Annotated in this window: 18 protein-coding genes and 1 tRNA gene; 2 read left to right on the top strand and 17 right to left on the bottom strand. The window is 41.7% G+C overall.

Annotation, left to right across the window (positions count from 1 at the left end):
* Position 1: 1 nt before the first annotated feature.
* The 15 genes from DWW85_RS11460 to DWW85_RS11530 all read right to left on the bottom strand — a co-directional run bounded on the left by DWW85_RS11460 (position 2) and on the right by DWW85_RS11530 (position 14,478).
* Positions 2-1,015 carry an SIS domain-containing protein gene (locus DWW85_RS11460; RefSeq protein ID WP_117808700.1) on the bottom strand — a complete coding sequence of 338 codons (1,014 nt, stop codon included), beginning with the start codon at positions 1,013-1,015 and terminating at the stop codon, positions 2-4.
* Between the two features lie 22 nt (positions 1,016-1,037).
* Positions 1,038-1,466 (bottom strand): secondary thiamine-phosphate synthase enzyme YjbQ, encoded by a 429-nt coding sequence (locus DWW85_RS11465; protein WP_021943613.1) that lies wholly within the window; start codon positions 1,464-1,466, stop codon positions 1,038-1,040.
* Complete coding sequence (locus DWW85_RS11470) at positions 1,466-2,326, bottom strand: amidohydrolase family protein (RefSeq protein ID WP_309295075.1); 861 nt, start codon at positions 2,324-2,326, stop codon at positions 1,466-1,468. The genes DWW85_RS11465 and DWW85_RS11470 overlap by 1 nt, the downstream gene beginning before the upstream one ends.
* Before the next feature lie 18 nt (positions 2,327-2,344).
* The gene (locus tag DWW85_RS11475; protein WP_117808702.1) at positions 2,345-3,175 is read right to left on the bottom strand and encodes a PTS system mannose/fructose/sorbose family transporter subunit IID; all 831 of its coding nucleotides are present in this window, start codon (positions 3,173-3,175) and stop codon (positions 2,345-2,347) included.
* Entirely contained in the window at positions 3,165-3,959 is a 795-nt protein-coding gene (locus tag DWW85_RS11480) for a PTS sugar transporter subunit IIC (RefSeq protein WP_173783667.1), read from the bottom strand. The genes DWW85_RS11475 and DWW85_RS11480 overlap by 11 nt, the downstream gene beginning before the upstream one ends.
* Positions 3,960-3,981: 22 nt before the next feature.
* Positions 3,982-4,449 (bottom strand): PTS sugar transporter subunit IIB, encoded by a 468-nt coding sequence (locus tag DWW85_RS11485; protein ID WP_008401131.1) that lies wholly within the window; start codon positions 4,447-4,449, stop codon positions 3,982-3,984.
* Between the two features lie 36 nt (positions 4,450-4,485).
* Positions 4,486-4,896 (bottom strand): PTS mannose transporter subunit IIC, encoded by a 411-nt coding sequence (locus tag DWW85_RS11490; protein WP_117808704.1) that lies wholly within the window; start codon positions 4,894-4,896, stop codon positions 4,486-4,488.
* Positions 4,893-6,020: an SIS domain-containing protein gene (locus DWW85_RS11495; RefSeq protein WP_117808705.1), complete on the bottom strand. Its 1,128-nt coding sequence runs from the start codon at positions 6,018-6,020 to the stop codon at positions 4,893-4,895. Before DWW85_RS11495 ends, DWW85_RS11490 begins: the two co-directional genes overlap by 4 nt.
* A gap of 209 nt (positions 6,021-6,229) precedes the next feature.
* Positions 6,230-7,333, bottom strand: a complete 1,104-nt coding sequence (locus DWW85_RS11500) for a GGDEF domain-containing protein (protein WP_117808706.1) — start codon at positions 7,331-7,333, stop codon at positions 6,230-6,232.
* Positions 7,334-7,656: 323 nt separating this feature from the next.
* On the bottom strand, positions 7,657-8,226 hold the full coding sequence (locus DWW85_RS11505; RefSeq protein ID WP_117808707.1) for an indolepyruvate oxidoreductase subunit beta: 570 nt from the start codon (positions 8,224-8,226) through the stop codon (positions 7,657-7,659).
* The gene (iorA, locus tag DWW85_RS11510; RefSeq protein WP_021943606.1) at positions 8,226-9,965 is read right to left on the bottom strand and encodes an indolepyruvate ferredoxin oxidoreductase subunit alpha; all 1,740 of its coding nucleotides are present in this window, start codon (positions 9,963-9,965) and stop codon (positions 8,226-8,228) included. Before iorA ends, DWW85_RS11505 begins: the two co-directional genes overlap by 1 nt.
* 189 nt (positions 9,966-10,154) lie before the next feature.
* Positions 10,155-11,990: a VWA domain-containing protein gene (locus DWW85_RS11515; RefSeq protein WP_242996191.1), complete on the bottom strand. Its 1,836-nt coding sequence runs from the start codon at positions 11,988-11,990 to the stop codon at positions 10,155-10,157.
* A gap of 177 nt (positions 11,991-12,167) precedes the next feature.
* Positions 12,168-12,983 carry a hypothetical protein gene (locus DWW85_RS11520; RefSeq protein ID WP_117808708.1) on the bottom strand — a complete coding sequence of 272 codons (816 nt, stop codon included), beginning with the start codon at positions 12,981-12,983 and terminating at the stop codon, positions 12,168-12,170.
* Positions 12,980-13,498 (bottom strand): sigma-70 family RNA polymerase sigma factor, encoded by a 519-nt coding sequence (locus tag DWW85_RS11525; RefSeq protein ID WP_117808709.1) that lies wholly within the window; start codon positions 13,496-13,498, stop codon positions 12,980-12,982. Before DWW85_RS11525 ends, DWW85_RS11520 begins: the two co-directional genes overlap by 4 nt.
* A 131-nt stretch (positions 13,499-13,629) precedes the next feature.
* On the bottom strand, positions 13,630-14,478 hold the full coding sequence (locus DWW85_RS11530) for a hypothetical protein (RefSeq protein ID WP_117808710.1): 849 nt from the start codon (positions 14,476-14,478) through the stop codon (positions 13,630-13,632).
* Between the two features lie 345 nt (positions 14,479-14,823).
* Between DWW85_RS11530 and DWW85_RS11535 the strand changes: the two genes are divergently transcribed.
* On the top strand, positions 14,824-15,564 hold the full coding sequence (locus DWW85_RS11535; RefSeq protein ID WP_330584342.1) for a GTP pyrophosphokinase family protein: 741 nt from the start codon (positions 14,824-14,826) through the stop codon (positions 15,562-15,564).
* A 69-nt stretch (positions 15,565-15,633) separates the two neighbouring features.
* Positions 15,634-15,707, top strand: a tRNA-Arg gene (locus tag DWW85_RS11540).
* Between the two features lie 154 nt (positions 15,708-15,861).
* Here DWW85_RS11540 and DWW85_RS11545 read toward each other — a convergent pair.
* Together DWW85_RS11545 and DWW85_RS11550 are read right to left on the bottom strand one after the other, a co-directional pair.
* Positions 15,862-19,674: an EAL domain-containing protein gene (locus DWW85_RS11545; protein WP_117808712.1), complete on the bottom strand. Its 3,813-nt coding sequence runs from the start codon at positions 19,672-19,674 to the stop codon at positions 15,862-15,864.
* Positions 19,675-19,964: 290 nt separating this feature from the next.
* Positions 19,965-21,803, bottom strand: a complete 1,839-nt coding sequence (locus DWW85_RS11550) for an ABC transporter ATP-binding protein (RefSeq protein ID WP_117808713.1) — start codon at positions 21,801-21,803, stop codon at positions 19,965-19,967.
* Between the last annotated feature and the right edge of the window lie 25 nt (positions 21,804-21,828).

Raw genomic sequence — 21,828 nt, forward strand, 5'->3', positions numbered from 1 at the left:
TTTAATATTCAAACTGACGATAGTAACGTCTGAATTCCAGACTATGTCCTGTATTCTGCTCATAATGAATAGCAAGTCGTTCTGTTAATATCGCGGTAATAATCATCGGAGAGCAGATTACACGGAACTCATCATCGATACCATCCAGAATGTAATCCTTGGTATCAATAATAACAGCTTTCTTTGTATGTTCTTTTACAAATCGTTCTACTCTTTCATCTAATGGTCGATATTCGTCCTCACCTTTTATTACAAATACCGGAACTCTGTCATCAACTAACTCCAATGGTCCATGGAAGAAATCAGCAGATGAAACAGTCTTTGTACGAACCCACTGCATCTCCTCTAAGATACACATTGTAAAGAGATAGGTCTCACCCCAAAGGACACCGGAGCCTGTAAACATTGTATATGGTTCATGTGCATATGTCTTTGCGATCTCGATCGCTCTTGGCTCAAATTTTTCTCTTACCGCAAGGAGATCCTTAAACAGATTTTCCATCTGATCTGCCCATCTGTCATAATGTGGAAATTCTCCTCTGTTCTTTAAGATACGGAGCATTACAAAATAGTATAATAAGTAAGAATGCTCACAGTCACCACATGCATTATAAATCGGGTCTGTCAGCAGATTTGCTAAAGGAGTTGTCTCATCCTTTGTAAATCCATATACATTGATTCCCTGATCCTTACAATATTTTACTGCCTTCAAGATCTCCATAGTATTGCCTGATGCAGAAGAGGTAAATACAAGAGTCTTATCTGTAATATGTTTTTTATTTTTTACCAGAAATTCACCTGCATTTTCAAGATAGATTGGAAGATCTGTATATTTCTTGGCTACTTCTACAACCGGATACCATTCTGCCCATGTTCCACCGATACCAAGCATACATACGCTGTCATATTCCTTTGCCGTGATCCGGTCAATCAATGCCTCAACCTCTCCTCTTAATGAGTATGTCTTTGCTCCGTCCTTTAAATATTTCTCTGCGTCAAATTTTTTTAATGTCATAGTTCTTTCCTCCTGTTATTTTTTATTCCCCTATAATTGTTATATAAATTGTTCTATATTGTGGTCCATCATATTCACACAGATATATGTCCTGTGCACTTCCACTTTTCAGCTTTCCATCTATAACCGGGAATACACAATGATTTCCGGTCAGATGGGCTTTTAAATGTCCGGTCGGATTGCCTGCCATCGCACCGTAGGTATCTAACAGCCTTCCATGGGCATATTCTCCATCCTCAGGAACAAGTCTTTCCATCAGATGCCCAATATCATATTCCAGGCACTCCAGTCCTTCATTAACTGCAATTCCTGTTGTCGTATGTGCTGTTATAACATATACAACTCCATTTCTGATTTTGCTTTTTTCTACAACCTGCCTGATATCATCTGTAATTTTCACCAAACAGTTATATTCTTTTGTCAGCACCTCTATACTACCATGTGTTACCATCATACCTCCAATCCCAGAAACTCAATCGCGTTCTGTCCAAATATCAGATCCTTGGTAGATTCTCTTATATCCATAGCTTCTATAGCCTTTTTCATTCTCCGCATCTCTAACCGCGGATCATCAGAGCCAAACATGATCTGATGTCTGAAGCTTCGATCGATCCAGTGCGGTCCCATATCCACTTCGAATACCTTGTGATAAAACTCCGGGGCTGTATCAAAATACAGGAATGCTGTATCCGCATAAACATTTCTGTATTTGAGCATCAGCATACAAGTTTCCTGCACCCATGGCCATCCGCAATGTGCAAGACAGATTCGAAGCTTTGGATGTCTGTATGCTGTTTCTTCAAACGCAACCGGCCTCGCATATTTAGATAAGGTATCCGGCTCTACCGACATTCCGCAATGAAACACGATCGGTTTATTATACTTCTCGCATATCTGATATATCGGCTCCATGTATTCATCTCCCGGATAGAACTTCTGCTTTGACGGATGAAGCTTCAGGCCTGCCAGATGATACTCTGCAAATGCTGTTTCAAGTATCTCTGTCGCATCCGGCCTGTGAGGATCTACACTGGCAAATCCGATAAAACGATCCGGATATGTTGCTGTCAATTCCTTTACCTGGTCATTTGTTCCTAGTATGCCTCCATATTCCGTAGTCAGATCCAGTGGAAGCAAAACCGCTTTATCCACTCCGGAACAATCCATCAAGGTTAACAGTGCATCAACCGGGATCTGATCCGTCTTGTATAAGCCATACATCTTTTTTGCAAATTCATTCTGATATTCCGTTTTGCATACCGGCTCTAAAAATGCAGGATGTACATGCATATCAATTACTATTTTTTTCACCTTACTACTACCTCCTTTTTAACCAAGGAAGCCAAAGAATGCTCCTGCTATTCCAAGTACAAGCATGATCAACATAATAAGCAACGGATTAACCTTCTTCTTCAATAACCAATAAGTAACTCCAAATAGCAACAGCACCGGAAGGCCCGGGACAATGCCATTTAACAGATCCTGAATTGTACTTGCTTCTTCGCCGCTTCCAATCTGCGTTATAAAATTAATCGACGTCATATCCATCGTCATGCCGCCAACTACCATAATACCCATGATAGAGGCTACTTCCATAACTACCTTCATCAAACCGGATTCAACAATCTTTGCCATGGATTCACGACCCATTTTATATCCAAGGAATACTCCAAACCATCTGCAGAGATATGCCGGAATGTTAAAGATCAAAAGGAAGAGAATAGGTCCGAGAATGTTCCCCTGCAAGGCAAGTGAACATCCAATTCCTGTTGCGATTACCTTGATCGTGCCCCAGAACAGAGAATCGCCGATTCCTGCTATAGGTCCCATTAATGCTGTTTTTACTGCGCCAATCGAATCTGTATCAAAATCTGCATCCTGTGCATTTTCCTCTTCCATTGCGGCTGTGATACCCATCTGAAATGTTGCAAGATAATGGCTGGTCTGATATAACGTCAGATGACGCTTCATAGCAGCTGCCAGATCCTTCTTATCCGGATATAGTTTCTTTAAAACCGGATACATGGAAAAACAAAATCCTACATTTCCCATTCGTTCATAATTCCATGTATGTTCATATGTGATCTCTCTTAAAAACACCTTTGTGAGATCTTTTTTCGTAACTACCTTATCGTAGTCTGCATGTATCTTAGAACTCATCAAAATCACCTCCGTTATCTGCGGTTTCAACTACCGGTACCGCCCCCTGTTGCTTGTCTCCGAATATGCCAAATGTTACTCCGATTATCACAATAAGTACGGCAAAAATCGCAACTCCTGTTGTGGATATTCCAAGGTATGATACCAGGAAAAAGCCAAGGAAGAAAAATGGTGCAACCTTGCGATTCATCATCTGCTGTGCAAGCATTGCAAAACCAAGTGCAGGAAGCAGTGCTGCTGTTATATCCATACCGGACTGAACAAATTCAGGTATTTTACCAAGAAGTGCTGTTACTGCATCACTGCCAAAATAAAATGCAAGTGGGATGCAGACAATACCAAAAAGATTCTGAAGATATCCTGCGATCAGATAATCTCTGTTAAATGCCCGTATATTACCTTTTTCAGCATCACGGTCACATTTGTGGATCATAACAAGCATCAACGGCTGGCAGATACCGGTATTTGCCGCAAGCATTACGGTTGCGATCGGAATACCAAGTACTAAAGCTGTTTCCGCTCCGCCTCCTGACTGAATCGCAAGTGAAACACCGAGCACAGTGCCTGCGATCAGATCCGGCGGATTATATGCACCGATCGATACGGCTCCTACAAGTGCAAGTTCCATAGTTGCCCCCATAATAATACCGGCCGGAAGATTTCCCATTACCAGACCTACTAACGGTCCAAGAACGATCGGTCGCTGCAGGCAGCTTGTACCAAGCAGCCATTCTGAATAACCAAGCAGGCCGATCAGAAAAATAAGTATTGTTTTTAATATCATAATCTGTCCCTCCATTCATCCGTTAAAACAGCGATTTGCATTTAATTACTTTATCAGCCGGGATCATCTGAATAAATACATCAACGCCATCATCAACCATCTCTTTTACCAGAGCCAGCTCGGCTGCATCCATATATGCGCTTCTACCATATAATTTTGCATTTTCATGGTATGCAATGTTGCCGATATTTAATGTCTTTTCTCCTGTAGCTTCAATGATTGCTTTGGCTATTTCTACCGTTTCACAGATGATAAATAATTTATATTTATCAGTTACCCCGCTTTTCAATGCCTCTACAGCTTCCGCTGTATTTTTTACTACAACCTTTGTTCCGGATGGTTTCGCCATCTTTAGTGCGTTTAATCTCAGCGGATCATTTTTAACCGTGTCACTTACCAGTAGCAGGCAATCTGCCCCTAATGATGCTGTCCATGATACTGCTACCTGTCCATGTAAGAGACGATAATCAACACGAATTGATTTGATCATATAAACCTTCTCCTTTCTTTTCTGTTAATACACAGATTAAAAATCTTCATCATCATACGTTGTATTTACTGTATTACAATAAACCATCATATCTTTAGCCTCTGCAACCGCACTCTCAATTACAGACGCCGTATCCTGATCCTCTGCACTCAGCAGGATACCGATCACTGCAGCCAGATTCACACCGGCAACAACATGTATCCTTGGATCAGACAATAATGCGGATGCATTATTATTCACACTTCCGCCTAAAAGATCTGTCATTATCACAATCTCTGCCTCTGAATCCGCTTCAACAATTCTCTTTAATTCCGGAAGCGGATCCGGGCATTCATCTGTATAAGCATTGATACAGGTCAGATTTTCCTGTGCACCTGCCAGCATTTCAATCGTTGTCAACATTCCTTCGGCCATCTTTCCGTGTGTTGCTAAAACATATTTTCTCATCCGTTCTCCTCCCTTCTGCTCCTTTCAAGCTTTTCTTTCATAATCCTGTCATAGTCTTCTGTTTTTGGCGAAACAGCCTGTTCCATCCGGGAAAACAGCGGATGACAAGTAAAATTATTTTTTTCCTTTGTTACATGAGCCGCTATATATTGAAACAATGCAGCTGTATATAACGGTGTGATCTCTGCCGGAAGCCGGCATGGTATCCGAATCTGTCCATCTCGTTTATCGTGAACCTGATCCGTAATCATATAGCAGTGCTCCGTGATCAACAATGTTGCTTTATAAATATCATACAGTCGATCAGAGGTTTTACCACAATCTATAAAGAAAACCGAATAATCCGGAGTAAGCTGCATATCCGGTCCATGTATAAATTCTTCGCTTTCATAATATACCGTCGGAACTTTCAGAGTTTCCTGAAATTTCAACGCTCCCTCTCTGACCGTTGCCAGATTGGCTCCATCGCCGACCAGTATTGCTTTTTCCATACACAACAGATCCTGATATCGTTTTTGTACCAATTCTTTCGCCTGCATCAGGCAAAGCTCCTGCATTTCACAAGCATTCCGGATCTGGCTTACTGCAGTTTCATATTTCTGATCACTAATTTCTCTTTTTTGAAAACCTATCTCCAATATCATAAGCATGAGGAACTCGATCAAAGTAGAATATCCAAGCGTTACATAATCAATGGTTTCATTTCCAACTCCATACTCCACAAGACGATCCGTGTATCTGCTTGCACTGCCATTTTCATTCCCGGTTAACAAAACAAATGGTTGATGCTCCTTATTTAGCTCCTTCATAATTTCTATTATGTTTGTACTGCAGCCACTCTGGGATATTAAAATCGTAAACCGGTTCTTTTCTCTCTCCCGGTAAACATCCAGATATTCCACTGTACTTAATACACTGATATCGAATTTACTGTATTTTAAAAGAAACGGTCGAGCTGCATATGCTGCATTCAGGGACGATCCGGATGCGATCAGACATATATCTTCTTTGTCCTGATCCAGATACCAGTCGCATATCTTTTTGGTAAGAGACTTTCTCTTATCAAGATTATCTTTCATAATACGACCGGAAACCTGAATATAATATTCCATATCCTTCTTCATTTTCCATCTCCTTTTGTGGTTCTTTTTGTGAACCACTTTGTAAATATAATATACCACCTATCAACTGGTTTTGCAATACCAATTTTATATTTTTTTATACCAACTTGAAAATTCGCAAAAAAATAGAGAAACCGGTATACTTATAGTACCAATTTCTCTGTTTTTTTGATATCATTTTTTAAATTACGGATTGCATCTTTTTAATTATCTTATTCACTTACAACCGTACGGTTACGTCCGGCTTCCTTCGCCTGATACAGCGAATTATCTGCCCGATTGAACCATGCCTTTGCACTCTCTCCTTTGGAATATTCCGCAACACCACAGCTACAGGTGATTCCACTGTTATTCATGAACTGGAAGTAGTAGCATCGGAATTCTGTTCTTACATCCTCTACGACATTGATCACCTTTGGCAGTTCAATGTTGCTGAACAATATAACAAATTCCTCTCCACCGTAACGGAATGCAAGACCATAGTCTTTTGATTTCTCCTTCAGCATCTTACAAAGAGCCTTGATAACCACATCACCATTGCTGTGTCCGTATGTATCATTTACATTCTTGAAATGGTCGATATCAAAGATCGCAATATATGCTTTCTCACCGGTCTCCTCGGTCTGCAGGATTTCTTTCTCCAGACTCTCCTCAAAGGAACGTCTGTTATATAATCCTGTCAGCGGATCTTTACGAAGCTCTGTCATAAGACTCATCTGACGAACTGTGAAATTGCCGATGGATTCCATCAGTTCCTTCGTATGCATATTCAGTAAGCACGTTACAAAGGTCAGTATAAATACCAATACAAATGATGTAACAACATATCCACTGAACCGCATCTGTGTCCAGTCATATAAATGATGCAGATGAATCTCATTGATGATAAGACTTGCCGATGCAAGAAGTGCGATCACGATCGTAATATTCTGATTCGCAAAGATAGCCGTGATCACGATAGCGATCGTTGGCATCAGCACCAGAATGATCGAATTGTAATGTTCAAATGCAGGTACTGCCAACACTGTAAACATCATCAGGGAAACCAGCCAGTCTGCACCATTATCGGTTAATTTATTCTTCTTTAAAGCGACCAGCGTTCCTGTCAATGCTGCTGCATATATCAGAAATGGCACTACAACATATAATGTAATATATGCTCCACCGGACATCCCGAGATCTGCCTTATCATTTCCTATATTCGTCATACACATGATCAATTCAACAACCATGAATATACACGCTAACGTCAGAAATACCTTCCATAACAACATCTGCCATTTTTTGCTGATATTAACAGTGATTGTATCGTTCATCACGAATTCTCCTTAAATAGCCCTCAGTTTTCCTTTCCCATGTGAAAACACTCACATAGATGATTTTACACTATATCCTCTGTATCGTCCACTCTTTTTTGTCAAAAATACCTAAAAAAACACATTTTACAGATGAAAACCTATACATAATGTAACATTTACCAATTTTGACGTTGGATTTTTCTCATTAATCAGGTTGATTTTCGTATCTTCCGGTTAAAGTAGTCAGCGACATTTACTATACAAACGCCAGCTGACACAAAGATACCTCCTGTCTTTTGAACAGGAGGCATCCTTGGTTTGATCTGTATCTATATTTTTTATTATAATGCATAACCAACTTCAAATGCTTTCAGATTCATCTCAACAGTCTTTGGAGGAACTGTTGCCTTGATGACCTCAACCCATTTGTCATGGTCAAAATCCATATGCTTTGCGGCAACACCGATTATGATCGTATTGAATACCTTTGGATTGCCCAGCTTCTTTGCCTCTGCCATCGCATCGATCGAGATCACCTTATGCTTCTCTGATAATGTCTCTAAGATGTGATCCGGATATTCTGCCTGACCGGTTACAACCGTGATCGGATCGATTCTCTGATCATTTGCAATAATTACGCCATCCTTCTTCAGAAAATGAGCATAACGCATAGCTTCCAGCTTCTCAAATGCGATCAGAACATCTGCATGACCTTCTTCTACAATCGGTTCCGCAACCTTCTCACCATATCTTACATATGTAACAACACTACCGCCTCTCTGGCTCATACCATGAACCTCGGAGAGCTTTACATCATAACCTGCTGCTGTCGTAATACCACCGAGGATACGGCTTGTAAGAAGAGTTCCCTGTCCACCGACACCAACTATCATAATATTCTTTACAGCCATTAGAATTCCTCCTTTTCGATCGCATCAAACTTACAACGCTTCATACACAGTCCGCAACCATTACACATGGTCTCATCGATCTGGATCGTTCCATCCGGCTGCTTGATAACTGCCGGACATCCCGGCTTTAAGCACATACCGCACTTCTTACATTTCTCCGGGATAGCTCTGCATACACCTGTTACCTTGGTTGTCTTTAAAAGAACACAAGGAGACTTGGTGATAATAACAGAGATCTCATCCTTTGCAACTTCCTCTTTGATCAGCTTCTTTAAACCGTCAATGTCAAATGCATTGATCTCATGTACACTGTCAATACCGATCGCCTTACACAATTTATAAATGTTGATCGCATATGTAGGTTCACCCTGCAAGGTCTTACCGGTCGCTGCATGATCCTGATGACCTGTCATGCCGGTTGTTGAGTTATCAAGGATGATAACGGTTCCTGTGCCCTTGTTGTAAACCATATTCATCAGAGAGTTTACACCTGTATGCATAAATGTGGAATCACCGATAACCGCAACCCAATTCTTAATATAATCTTTTCCTTTTGCCTTTTCCATACCATGTAAGGTGGAAATGGAAGATCCCATACATACGGTTGTATCAATTACGCTAAGCGGCGCAACTGCTCCCAGTGTATAGCATCCGATATCTCCTGCTGCGTGGATCTTCAGTTCGTTTAATACTGAAAATACACTTCTATGCGGGCATCCCGGACAAAGGATAGGTGGTCTAGGTGCAACCTTTGCAGGTTCTTCCTGCTCAACCTTCTCGCCGAGGATCTTCTCCCTTAACATATTTGCACTGTATTCACCCTGAACGGTCAAAAGCTCCTTACCTACTGCATCGATGCCCCAGGCTCTTACCTGTGTCTCGATATGAGGCTCTAACTCCTCAATAACATACAGCTTATCAACCTTTGCCGCAAAGTCTTCGATCAACTTTCTAGGAAGCGGATTTACCATACCAAGCTTTAATACGGAGGCATTTGGCATTGCTTCCTTTACGTACTGATATGGAATACCACTGGTGATAACACCAACGCTGGTATCATTCATCTCTACACGATTGATCGGCATATCCGCACCGTCTGCTGCCATGTCCTTTAATCTCTGTTCTACAAATACATGACGAGGGATCGCATTACCCGGCATCATAACCATCTTCTTAATGTCTCTCTCGTATGGCTTGTCTTCTACTTCTACTCTGTCATTTAATTCAACAACGCCCTGTGAATGTGCCAGTCTGGTTGTTGTACGGAGCATGATCGGAGTATCGTACTTCTCGCTGCATTCAAATGCGTACTTTGTGAACTCCTTTGCTTCCATACTGTCAGATGGTTCAAACACCGGAATCATCGCTGTCCTTGCTACCAGTCTGGAATCCTGTTCATTCTGCGATGAATACATACCCGGATCATCGGCTGCTACTAAAACCATACCACCCTTTACACCGGTATATGCTGCTGTAAATAATGGATCTGAAGCTACATTCACACCTACATGCTTCATTGATACGATTGAACGGACACCAGCAAATGATGCTCCGATCGCAACCTCTGTTGCAACTTTTTCATTTGGAGACCATTCTGCATATATTTCAGGATATTTTACAATATTCTCACTGATCTCTGTACTTGGAGTACCCGGATATGCTGCTGATACCTTTACACCGGCTTCATATGCGCCTCTGGCGATCGCTGCATTACCGAGCATTATCTTTTTTTCACCCATTAATTTATCCTTCCTGTCATTTCTAATATTTGCCTTTTGGCAACTCTAATGCTTTATTATACAAGAATTATCAATAAAAGGGAAGTGCTTCTATACGTTTAAAAATAAAAAAGCATATATCAGAGAAAAAATACACCTTTTACGGCTTATATTTATTATGAATTTCGAGTATAAATAACCAGCCGTCTGTTAATCGCACTGCCACATCTGTGCCTCAGGTTCACGTTGAGATAACTTCTCCGTCTTCCGCACCAGTTCAAGGAATTGGCTCCGGTATAACTGATCGTTGCTTGCCTGAGCCATGTCCCTTTCATTTATCTCAACCGTGATTCCTGCTTCCGCAAGTTCTTCCGCCATCTTATACGTCGCTGTTCCTTTATATGTGCTGTCCGTAAGCAGCATTCCATATGCCGCAACCGCCGATGCAAAGCTCAGGTCATGAGACATTCCCTTTTGAACGCTTTCTGCCTTTATAACGGCTGTTTCCAGTGTGCTCTTATCTCCATCCGGCTCTTTGTAACGGATATTCACGGTTGCCAGTTCGCCGGAATAATCTGTACTCTGCTTTTTCGATGTATATTTTGTCTCTGTCTCCGGCACGTCAAATTCCGAATCGACTGGAACCACCTCATAGAGTGCAGTCACCACATGACCGGCTCCGACCTCGCCGCCATCCACCATATCATCTGCAAAATCTTCTGCAGAAAGCGTCCGGTTCTCATATCCGATCTGCCGATAACCTTTCACCTGCTCCGGATTGAATTCAATCTGTAATTTGACATCCTTTGCAACCGTATATAAGGTTCCACCCATTTCATCAACCAGAACCTTCTTTGCTTCATAGACTGAATCCAGATACGAGTAATTACCGTTTCCGTGATCTGCCAATGCTTCTAACTTGTTATCTTTCAGATTATCAGAGCCAAATCCCAGAACACTCAAGAATATACCGCTGTCCTTCTCCTCAGTGATCAATCCTACCAGATCACTCTCGCTTGTCAGCCCGACATTCAGATCCCCGTCCGTCGCAAGGATCACCCGATTATTTCCGTCTTTTATAAACTGCTGCTCTGCGATCTCATATGCCGTGATCAGTCCCGCACTTCCATTTGTGCTGCCGGATGCTTCCAGCGAATCCAGTGCCTCGCATATCGTATAGGCCTCCGAACCTGCCACGCCATTTAAAACAATCGTATCTGAACCCGCATATGTAACAATACTGATCCTGTCATTTTCATCCAGATTCTCCGCCAGCATCTTAAATGCTTTCTGTGCCAGCGGCAGTTTATTTTCCTCATACATAGAACCGGATGTATCGATCAGGAATACCAGATTGGATGCTTTCTTCTCACTCATATCGATCGCGGCCGTATTCAGTCCTACCATCATCAGCTTTGTATCTTTATTCCATGGACAATCCGCATATTCCGTATATACTGCAAACTTCTTCCCAGCCTCCGGGTCTGATACATAGTCATAATCAAAATAATTGATCATTTCTTCGACCCGGACTGCTCCTGTCGGCGGCAGCGTTCCTTCTTCGATATAACTTCTGATATTGCTGTAGGAAGCTGTATCACAGTCTGCCGCAAACGTTGAAAGCGGGGAATCTTTAGTAGACACAAACCGATGTTCTTCCTGATAGTCATACTCTCTGGTATCATAACCGGATTCTCCATATCCGATTTTTACATATTCAGAATTTGATGCACTATCCATTACCGAATTATATGTATCGGCAGCCGAAACCACACTATCACAAGCCTCTTCTTCTATACCTTCCGGCACAGCCATATTTTGCTGTGACTGTCCGGATTCCGCTATATTTTCTTCAAATTCCTCTTTTACGGCTTCCTGTCTGTATCTTTCTGCGATGCTCTCCCGCTCCGTACCTGACCGGCTTTCCGTTCCCTGTCGTTCTCCATGCGTGCCTCCTGTTTCTTTCCCACTTCCGCAGCCTGCAAGACAGCCCGCCATCATGCAGGAGATCATAACCACACTTACCATCCGTCTGATTTTTCTCATAAAAAATACCCTCCTTATCTTAGTCACTATCCGATAGCTGCATAATTTCTGCTCTGATCACCTCTGACGTTAGCAATTGTCGAATGTAAAAACGAAATTTTACAGCTATCTGTTCTATTTATGACTAAGATACGGATGGGTATCCTCTTTTTATGGAATTTTTTTCTTACAGATCAACTACTGTCTGCTTAAGATCCATGCCTGTCGTTCAGAATCATATCGGAGAAGTGTACCTGTTACTTCTTCCCCTACCGAAAATGTCTCTGCTTCTTCCGGCTGCAATACGATGTCCTGACCGGTTATTAATTCCCCGGATGCATCAGATACCTGCAAGAGTTTTGCGGCATATTTTTGTACCGCATCCGGCTCTGCTGTTACAATCTCTGTGATCTGAAGTGTAACTGCTATATTACTCATTTCCTGCCATGCATCCATATTAGCTGATTCCGACACCTGAAGATCTGTACATCCCGCATTTTCCTGTGCATCTGTCTGACTCTTTGTATGGCCTGCTTCCGCCTGAACATCGGACGAATCTCCACCGGCTCCATTCATCTGTATAGCTTCTGTTGTATTCTGTGTCGGTCTGTTGGCAGTTTCATTCTGTACTGTCTCCGGTATGGAATCCGCTGTTTCATCCACATAATCTTCCGCCCGATCGGATATATTTGAATTCTCTGCTGCATCCAGCCCATCATTTGAAACATCCGTTGTCCTGCCTGCATTTATTTCTTTCGAATGTCGCTTAGAATCAGACAGCAACGGTGTCGCGATCACTGCGGCCAGAAGAACCGCTGCGATCGCAAGAACCGGAATTACATATTTTACCTTTGAGGTTTTCTTTTGTTTTTCTTCTGCATCCTTCGCTTCACTGTCAAGTCCTGCATCGATCCGATCCCACAGATCCGGTGCTTCTGCATCGATCCGGTTCAGATAAGCTTCTATGAGTCTGTCTTCTTCCGTCTGTCTGTTCTTATTCTGTTCATCTCTCACAGCCTGCACCTCCTTAATTTTTGTATTGCCTGATTATAGATCCATGTGATCGTTCCGATCGGTCGCCCTTTCATGTCCGCGATCTCTTTAAATGTAAATCCTCCGACTACCTTCAGATCCAGAATCTCCTGCTCCTCCGGCTTTAACGTGGCAACTGCCTGCTTCAATGTCAGGTTCTCCACTATCTGACTCTCCATCGTCTTTCCTTCGTTTCGCTCCGGCATTTCATCCACCAGCATTTCACGATCGATCTTGCGTATCCGATCGATCGCCATATTCTTTGCGATTGTCACAAGCCATCTCTTATGACCGGTTCCCTTCTTATAACTGTCTGCGATCCGATAAAGCTTGATGAAGAACTCCGATGTCACATCCTCCGCTTCCTCTCTCTGCCGGATCGTATCATAGACCACCGCAAAGATCAGCTTCAGATATTCGTCATACACTGCCCGAAGGCTCTCCCTGTCTCCCTGTGCGATCGCAGACATATATTTTCCAAATTCTCTGTCTGTCATTTGTCTCTCCCTATAACCGCTATACGTTTTTACCCCTGTTTTTTATGGAATTATTCCGATTTTCTATTACTTTTCATTCCACTTCAATTTGCTAATATTCGGTTCCGGCTTCGTATAGCCCCAATTCTCTATTATTCAAGAGGCTGTACTGCCAGCAATTCCATCACATACCCCTTCTTTCGCTCCTTCCATGCAAATGGCCAGAACAACCGCCGCTCCGCTTCAATCCGGATATCAAAATCCTTATGCATTCCGATGTCATGACGAAGCTGCAATGCTCCTTCAATTTCTTCAGGGACAAGATTCTCCCACTGATCCATAGCGGATTCATTTACAACTGCCCATTCTAACCCGAACACCATTAATTTCTCCGTCAGCATATAGATCACATCATTTGTCCGGGTAACCGCAGCTTCGTTTAATGCACGGATCGCATTCTCGATCATCTGCAATTCTTCCTCGTCATAATTCTCCCGATACATATATAACAGGCCTGCAAATCTCGCATTCAACTGGCTGTGAAGTCCTACGCAGACGCTGTAGTCAAACCTTCGTCCAATCTCCGGCAATACCCTGTGGCTGTTGTCAAATGCAACCTGTTTCAAATGCTCGATCACGATCTCTGCTTCTTCACCCTCTGCAAGCAATGCTTCAAACATTTCATAAGTCTCAAGCTCTACATTCCAGAAAGGAAGATCCACACAAATAGCATCTGTTTCCTCCAATCCATAGGCCTTACACGCCTGTGCAAGTCCCTCTGCATCCCGGTCGATCAAAACCAGCTTAAATCTCTCTGCAAGTCTTGCCAGATCGATGTCATTTGACCGTCCTGCTCCCCATATAGCAAGAACAGGCTTACGTCCTCCTTCGGCCACACAATTTTCTTCTATAAAGTCTGTCAGCTTCTGTCGGTATCCCCGCCACTCTTTATAAGCATTCGGAAGAACCTCTGATGCAATCAGCCGATCCAAATATCTCATATAATTCACTTCTTTCTCGCATTATGCCGGTATGTGCAAGCACATCCGTTGCAATGCTCATTTTATCATGTCACCTGTCGGTTCCATGTTTTTTTCGCATTATGCCGGCTTGTGCAAGCACATCCGTCGCAATGCTCATTTTATCATATCGCCTGTCGGCTCTATGTTTTTTTCGCATTATGCCGGCTTGTGCAAGCACATTCCGTCGCAATGCTCATTTTATCATGTTTTTATAGTATACTCTACCTTTAAAATGTAGTAGAATAATATGAACAATGATTTTTTGTCTATTCATGCAAAGTGATAAAATAAAGATTGCCTAAAACAGAAACGGAGATTATGAATATGTCTGCTAAAGATAATAATACAAATACAAATATATACAGAAGCTATATTGACGCTCTTCTATATCCGGAACAGAATCCTTTTATAGAAGACATGAAACGATTTGAGGAGCTTATGATGATGTACTCCTGTGCGATCAAGGAAGTTCAGACCAAGCTGGATGTATTAAATACAGATTTCAGCGTCCGCTATAACCGAAATCCAATTGAATTCATCCAGTCCCGAATCAAGAAACCGGTCAGCATCGCAACAAAGCTGTCGTCAAGAGGATGTCAGGTATCCGTGGAAAATATCGTATATAATTTGAATGATGTTGCGGGGCTTCGTGTTATCTGCTCCTTTATCGATGACATCTACGCCGTTGCAGAGAAGCTCATCAGTCAGAATGACATTACTCTGATTGAAGCAAAAGACTATATCAGCCATCCAAAGCCAAATGGTTACCGTAGTCTTCATCTGATCATAGAAGTTCCTGTCTTCTTTGCCGACCATACGAGAAATATGCGGGTAGAAGTTCAGATCCGTACCATCGCGATGGACTTCTGGGCAAGTCTTGACCACCAGCTCCGTTATAAAAAGGATGTCGCCGATCCCGAACTTATCTCCGGTCGCTTAAAACATTGTGCTGATGTTATCTCTCAGACAGACCTCGAAATGCAGGAGATTAAAAATATGATCTACGGAGATGGTGCTCAGCCACAGATCAAATTGTGTCTTGAAAAAAATACAGAAAATTTTTAAGAAAATCTTAGATTTTGTTTGACAAATTTATAGAACTGGTATAGAATACTATCTGTTGTTGAACAACGTGTGTATGTAGCTCAGCTGGATAGAGCACTTGGCTACGGACCAAGGTGTCGGGGGTTCGAATCCTCTCATGCACGTAGAAAAAGACAAAACCATTTCGGTTTTGTCTTTTTTTATTTACTACATATGCTCATCGGGTAGAAACGGAATGTGTCATTGTTTATTATATGCACAATCAATCTGTAGGGGTGTATTTTTTACAGCCCTCGCTTTTTGGCTGTGTATATCCTCTTATAACCTTGCTGCGAGAATCTGACGTTTGACCTCCTGTCCATTCAGGACAAACTCTGCACGACCGTTCTCCAGTTGTATATTCTTTTCAAGTGCTCCGATATCTGAATTGAACTCTGTAACGGCATTCGTTCCAATATCAGCATTGGAACAGTACAGCTTGGCAGACATGACCGAATTACCAAAGGCAACCGCTGACTTGCCCTGTACCACGCTTTTAACTGCTGCATATCCGATATAGATATCCGTTCTTCCTGCACGGCATCCAATGCCATAACATTCCTTTGCACGGATATTCGACGAGATATTTACATTTTCCAGACGAACCATACAGCTGTTACCAGCAATCGTTCCGATACCGGTTATAACATTACCTGCCCCCTGAATCTTTGCCGATATATTCTCAAGCTTAATATCTGCATCACCATTTACAGATCCAATGATCGTACCGTTTGATATACCGGAATAAATATCCATGTCGCAGTATTCTATAAACAATTCGGAATCACCGTTTACAGATCCGATACAGGCTCCTTCCTGACCTTTCATATCAAACTCATAATGTCCGCGTTTGATATTGATAACACCGCCAAGTCCGGAACCAATACCAATGCCCTTCATACCATTTGCATTGATGATGATTCCACCATCCTGATAGAAGTTGAGTTCGCCATGATATTCATCCAATGAATTACCAATGCCAAAGTATTTTCCCGAATTCAGATTAATCGTCAGATTACCGTCTCCTACAACCGTAAGCACTGAACTGTCCGGAACTCTGATACCTCCTGTACGTAGTTCGTTTTCTCCGGTAATCTGAAGATTTACATTACACTTCTTACCGATATCAATACACGGAATTCCGCGTTCTCCCGCAAGACTGACATTCTCAAGTATGATGGTGCCACGGAATCCATCTTCTACAGACATCAATATATTCGGCTGGAAGCCGACAGAACCCTTGATTATGATCTTTTTATTGATTCCACGCGCTTTCTTAACCTTAATGCTTGTATATTTATTAGCAGCAAGCTGTACCATGGAAACCGTATCATTATAATCCGTCTCATATTCTTTCTTATACAGTCTGGCATTCAGGCTCTGATTATATTGAACAATTTCATTCATGACACGCTCATCGATTGAACGCACAACATACGGCTGCGGCCTTGATGTATAATAGCCCTGAATCAAATCAACGCCCAGCTTAATAACCTCCCTCAGCTCCTGCGTCAATTCAATTCCCTCTGCCAACGTCAGAATATCATTATCATGCGCAAATTCTATAATATCCTTTACAAAATGCTGTTTCTGGATATCTTTGTGTATATCTGTCATGAGCATACGATCGATTTTTACAAACCGAGGCATATACCGAAGCAGATTATTTACATTGGAATAACCGGAACCATAATCATCAATAGCAGTCTCAATATTCATCTTTGCAAAGGAGTTCTTCAGCTCCTTTAACTGATCATCCCCCATCTCTGTTTCTTCTGTAAATTCAACAACAAGCTCTCCTGCGTGCTGTTCCATAATCTCTGTTAATTTCTTCTTATCCTTACCTGTCAGCTGATACCCCGGAATACTGTTAATAAATACTTTCTTACCCTCAAAATCCTGATAGTGTTCCTCTATGTAATCAACTACATTAAAAAATGTCGCTTTTTCTATATCATATAAACGATTCAGACGATCTGCACTTTCCAACATATCAAGCGGCGAAATCCTACGCTCTGTGTCCGCACGCATCAGGGCCTCATATGCATAAACATCTCCTGTTCTGGCATTGATAATTGGTTGGAAATGATAAACAAACCGGTTATTATCCAGAATAAATTCCATCAGATGGTCATCCGCTTTCTGTTTATCCGTCAGAACACCTGCCCTTTCCTCTTTTCCCTGCTCTATGGCTTTCTTATTATTCTTCACATTGATAGTTTCATTGATCAGATGATCCAGGGCTTCCGAACCGGAGATCATATCGCAGCGGATACCCGTGCAGATTTCAAGCTCATATGCCTCTTTACGCAATTCATTATACTGTTTTATCTTATCCGACAGACGTTTGATAAACGCCTCTCCACATGTTTCATCGGATGCTTCAACCGGGAACGCAACAACAAATTCATCATTACTGATACGGGCACATATAGCATCATCATCCTGACTTTCCGATATCAACTGTGCCAATTTCAAAATAGCAGCATCCCCTGCTTTTCTTCCATAGCCTGCATTGATATCCTTTAATTTATTAATATCAATCGCGATCACTGCTATTGATTTACCATCAAATGTCGCATTCTCGCAAAGTTCATTTCCCTTCTGTAAGAAGCCCTTATAATTATACAAACCGGTCATTGCATCACGAATCTGTGTTGCTTCCATCTGGCGCAGCAACTCCCGCAGACCATTCTGACGATAAAATGCTTCCATACTCTGCATAATACTCTTTAACCAGTTTCTGTAAACCTCTGTAAACTGTGCTTCTATATCTGTAAAACCAATAACCGCATAACCAAAGCTTCGGTTATCAAAATACAATGGTGTAAAGAAAAATGTCTCCGGATATTCTCTTTGCTCAGATAGTTCCGGTATCATCTCTTTCATTTCAAATATATCATCAAAGCTGATACGATTGTCTGTGTGTTCACTCGGTCCACATTTTATGATACGATATATCTTATCCGTATAGCCGTTAGAGCGCAGTGCATCCTCACTGGTCATAACCTCCGATGAATTCCAGTAATCATTCATGCATATACTAAGCGAATGGAATGGCCGCACCTGATATACATGCTGAAATATCGTATTGAAAAAACCTCTGTGATCCCGTTCAGATAACAAATCCTCCATAAACTTGTTATAATAAGAAGAGTATCCCGTCTTCGCATGATCCGTATTCCAGAAATTCTCTTTTTCATCAAAATGTTTTTCCGACTGTATTTTTCCTTCGCATCCGCAGCTTGTCCCCTGAAAGATCACAGATTCTGATTCAAATTCCGGTATCGGTTCTTTCTCAAAGGATGCATGGATATACTTCGCACAATATCTGCCGCATTCTCTGGCCGGAATATCAGCGGATGTTAACTTGCATTTCAGGTTTTTCCCTTCTTCGGTAGAATCGTAACCGATCACTGCTACCTGCTCCGGTACATGAATATGATTACTGAATAATTCCGCCGCTACCCCGATCGCCATACAGTCATTTGCACATGCGATCGCCTCCGGAAGTTTCTCTCTGGAATCCAATATCAGCTTCACAACCTCTTTGCCGGAATCATACCAGTAATTGCCATAATAAATATTATTCGGATCAACCGGAATTCCATGCTCCGTCAGACTGTCTCTATATGCCTGTTCTCTCTGTATGGAATGAACATGATTCTTCCACCCATCTAAAAACATAATATCGGAATAATGATGAACCTCGATCAAATGATCGATCAATTTCTTATATGGTTTATAATGATTTATCTTTACAGTCGGGAAATAACGACTGTCCTTATCTACGAAAAGAACAACTCCTGAGAATACCTCGTGAATTTTGTCTTCTAACCAGGTTGCTATATCGGTTGCCTGAATGGTATCCGGAAGAACAATGATCGCATCAAATGCATCCCATTGAATCAGATTATAAATATTCGAATCCCCAATCTGTCTATACAGCGTATCCTGAAATCTTAAGTACATGGAAAATACACATATATCATATCCATAGACATATGCCTCCTCCATTAATCCTTTCATAAACAGACTCTGTGAATTCTCTTCTGCCTGTGCGATAATAACTCCAATTCTTCTGCGCTCCATATATACTCCCCTCTAAAATACAAAATCCTTTTTCAGTTTAGCATAATTAAGCAGAAAAGTATATAAAAATGACTAAAAAAAGTTTACACCGCGTTATTTTCTGTGCATTTTATACAATTTCGACATAGTATCACATAAAAAAATATTATTTGTCATATTATAAATAACAGTCCTGTAAAGTAAAAACAGTCCTGTTCTTATCCGAATAAGAGAAGTTCTTGTAATCAAATAAGAAAAACAGGACTGTTCTGTACTTGTTCATATTCTGTTTTTATATCTTATATACTGCACTAAGATACCTGTTCAAACTGTGAATTATATAGCTCTGCATAAAATCCGTTCTGTGCCATCAGTTCCTCATGGTTACCCTGTTCAATGATATCGCCATCCTTCATGACCAGAATGATATCTGCATTTTTGATCGTCGATAACCGGTGAGCAATAACAAAGCTTGTTCTGCCCTTCATCAGATTATCCATTGCACGCTGAATGCTGTGTTCTGTTCTGGTATCAACGGAAGATGTCGCTTCATCCAGGATCAGAACCGGATTATTTGCAAGAATTGCTCTTGCAATCGTAAGAAGCTGTTTCTGTCCCTGTGAAATATTCGTCACTTCCTCATTCAGTTCCATCTGATAACCACCCGGAAGTGCCGAGATAAATCGATGTGCATGAGCTGCCTTTGCTGCCGCAATTACTTCCTCATCCGTCGCATCCAGTCTTCCATAACGGATATTCTCCATGATCGTCCCCTTAAACAGCCATGTTTCCTGAAGAACCATACCGAGAGCATCACGAAGCTCTCTTCGATTATATTCTTTAACATTGTGACCATCTAACAGGATGGCTCCTTCATTTACATCATAGAACCGCATCAGCAGCTTAACCATAGTGGTCTTACCTGCTCCGGTCGGGCCAACGATCGCTACCTGTTTGCCCGGATCAACATGAACACTGAAATCATGTATAATGATCTTCTCAGGATCGTATCCGAACTTTACATGACGGAAATCTACTTCACCCTTTATATCCTCGACAGAAGCAGGATGCTCAACAACCTGAACCTCCTCTTCTTCCTCTAACAGTTCAAATACACGTTCCGCCGCTGCTGCCATCTGCTGCATCATATTTGTAACCTGTGCTACCTGCTGGATCGGCTGTGTAAAATTCTTCACATACTGGATAAATGCCTGAATATCACCGATCGTGATCGTACCACGAATGGCAAGAGCCGCACCAGAAATAGCTACGCCTACATATCCGAGATTACCGACAAACATCATAACCGGCTGCATCAGACCGGAAAAGAACTGGGCTTTCCATGCGGATTTGTATAAGACTTCATTTGTCTCATGGAATTCCTTTAAGGTTGTTTCCTCTTTGTTAAATGCTTTGATTACCGTATGTCCGCCATAAACTTCTTCAACCTGTCCGTTGATATGTCCGACATACTCCTGTTGCTGTTTGAAGAAACGCTGTGACTTCTTAATGATGATACCCATTAATGCCACACTGATCGGCAGGATGATAATTGCGATCATCGTCATAAGCGGGCTGATCGTAAGCATCATGATAAATACACCGATAACAGTCGATACCGAAGTAATAAGCTGTGTGATACTCTGATTTAATCCGTTTCCCATCGTATCAATATCATTTGTAATACGGGATAATACCTCACCATAGGTTCTGGATTCAAAATACTTAAGTGGCATACGGTTGATCTTCTCAGATACATCCTTACGCATCTTGTAACATAGCTTCTGGGTTACACCTGTCATGATGATACCCTGTGTAAAGTTAAATAATACACTTAACAGATACAATCCCAGACAGAACAGGAGAATCTTACCGATATAGGTGAAATCGATTCCGCCGATTCCATTTATCTTCCGCATAATGCCTTCTGATAATGCTGTCGTTGCCTTACCGAGTACCTTCGGGCAGACAACATTGAATACTGTACTGAACACCGCAATGACCATGACCACGATCACTGCCGGCAGATATTTTCTTGAATAACGAACCAGCTTCGATATGGTTCCTTTAAAATCCTTTGCTTTCTCGCCGCCTCCCATTCCAGGAGGTCCCATATGTCGTCCACCACGTCTTGGTCTGTTTTCTTCCATGTCTGTTACCTTCCTTTCCTGAGTT

The organism is Clostridium sp. AF17-21AC, assembly GCF_003461365.1.
Taxonomy (GTDB): domain Bacteria; phylum Bacillota; class Clostridia; order Lachnospirales; family Lachnospiraceae; genus Coprococcus; species Coprococcus ammoniilyticus.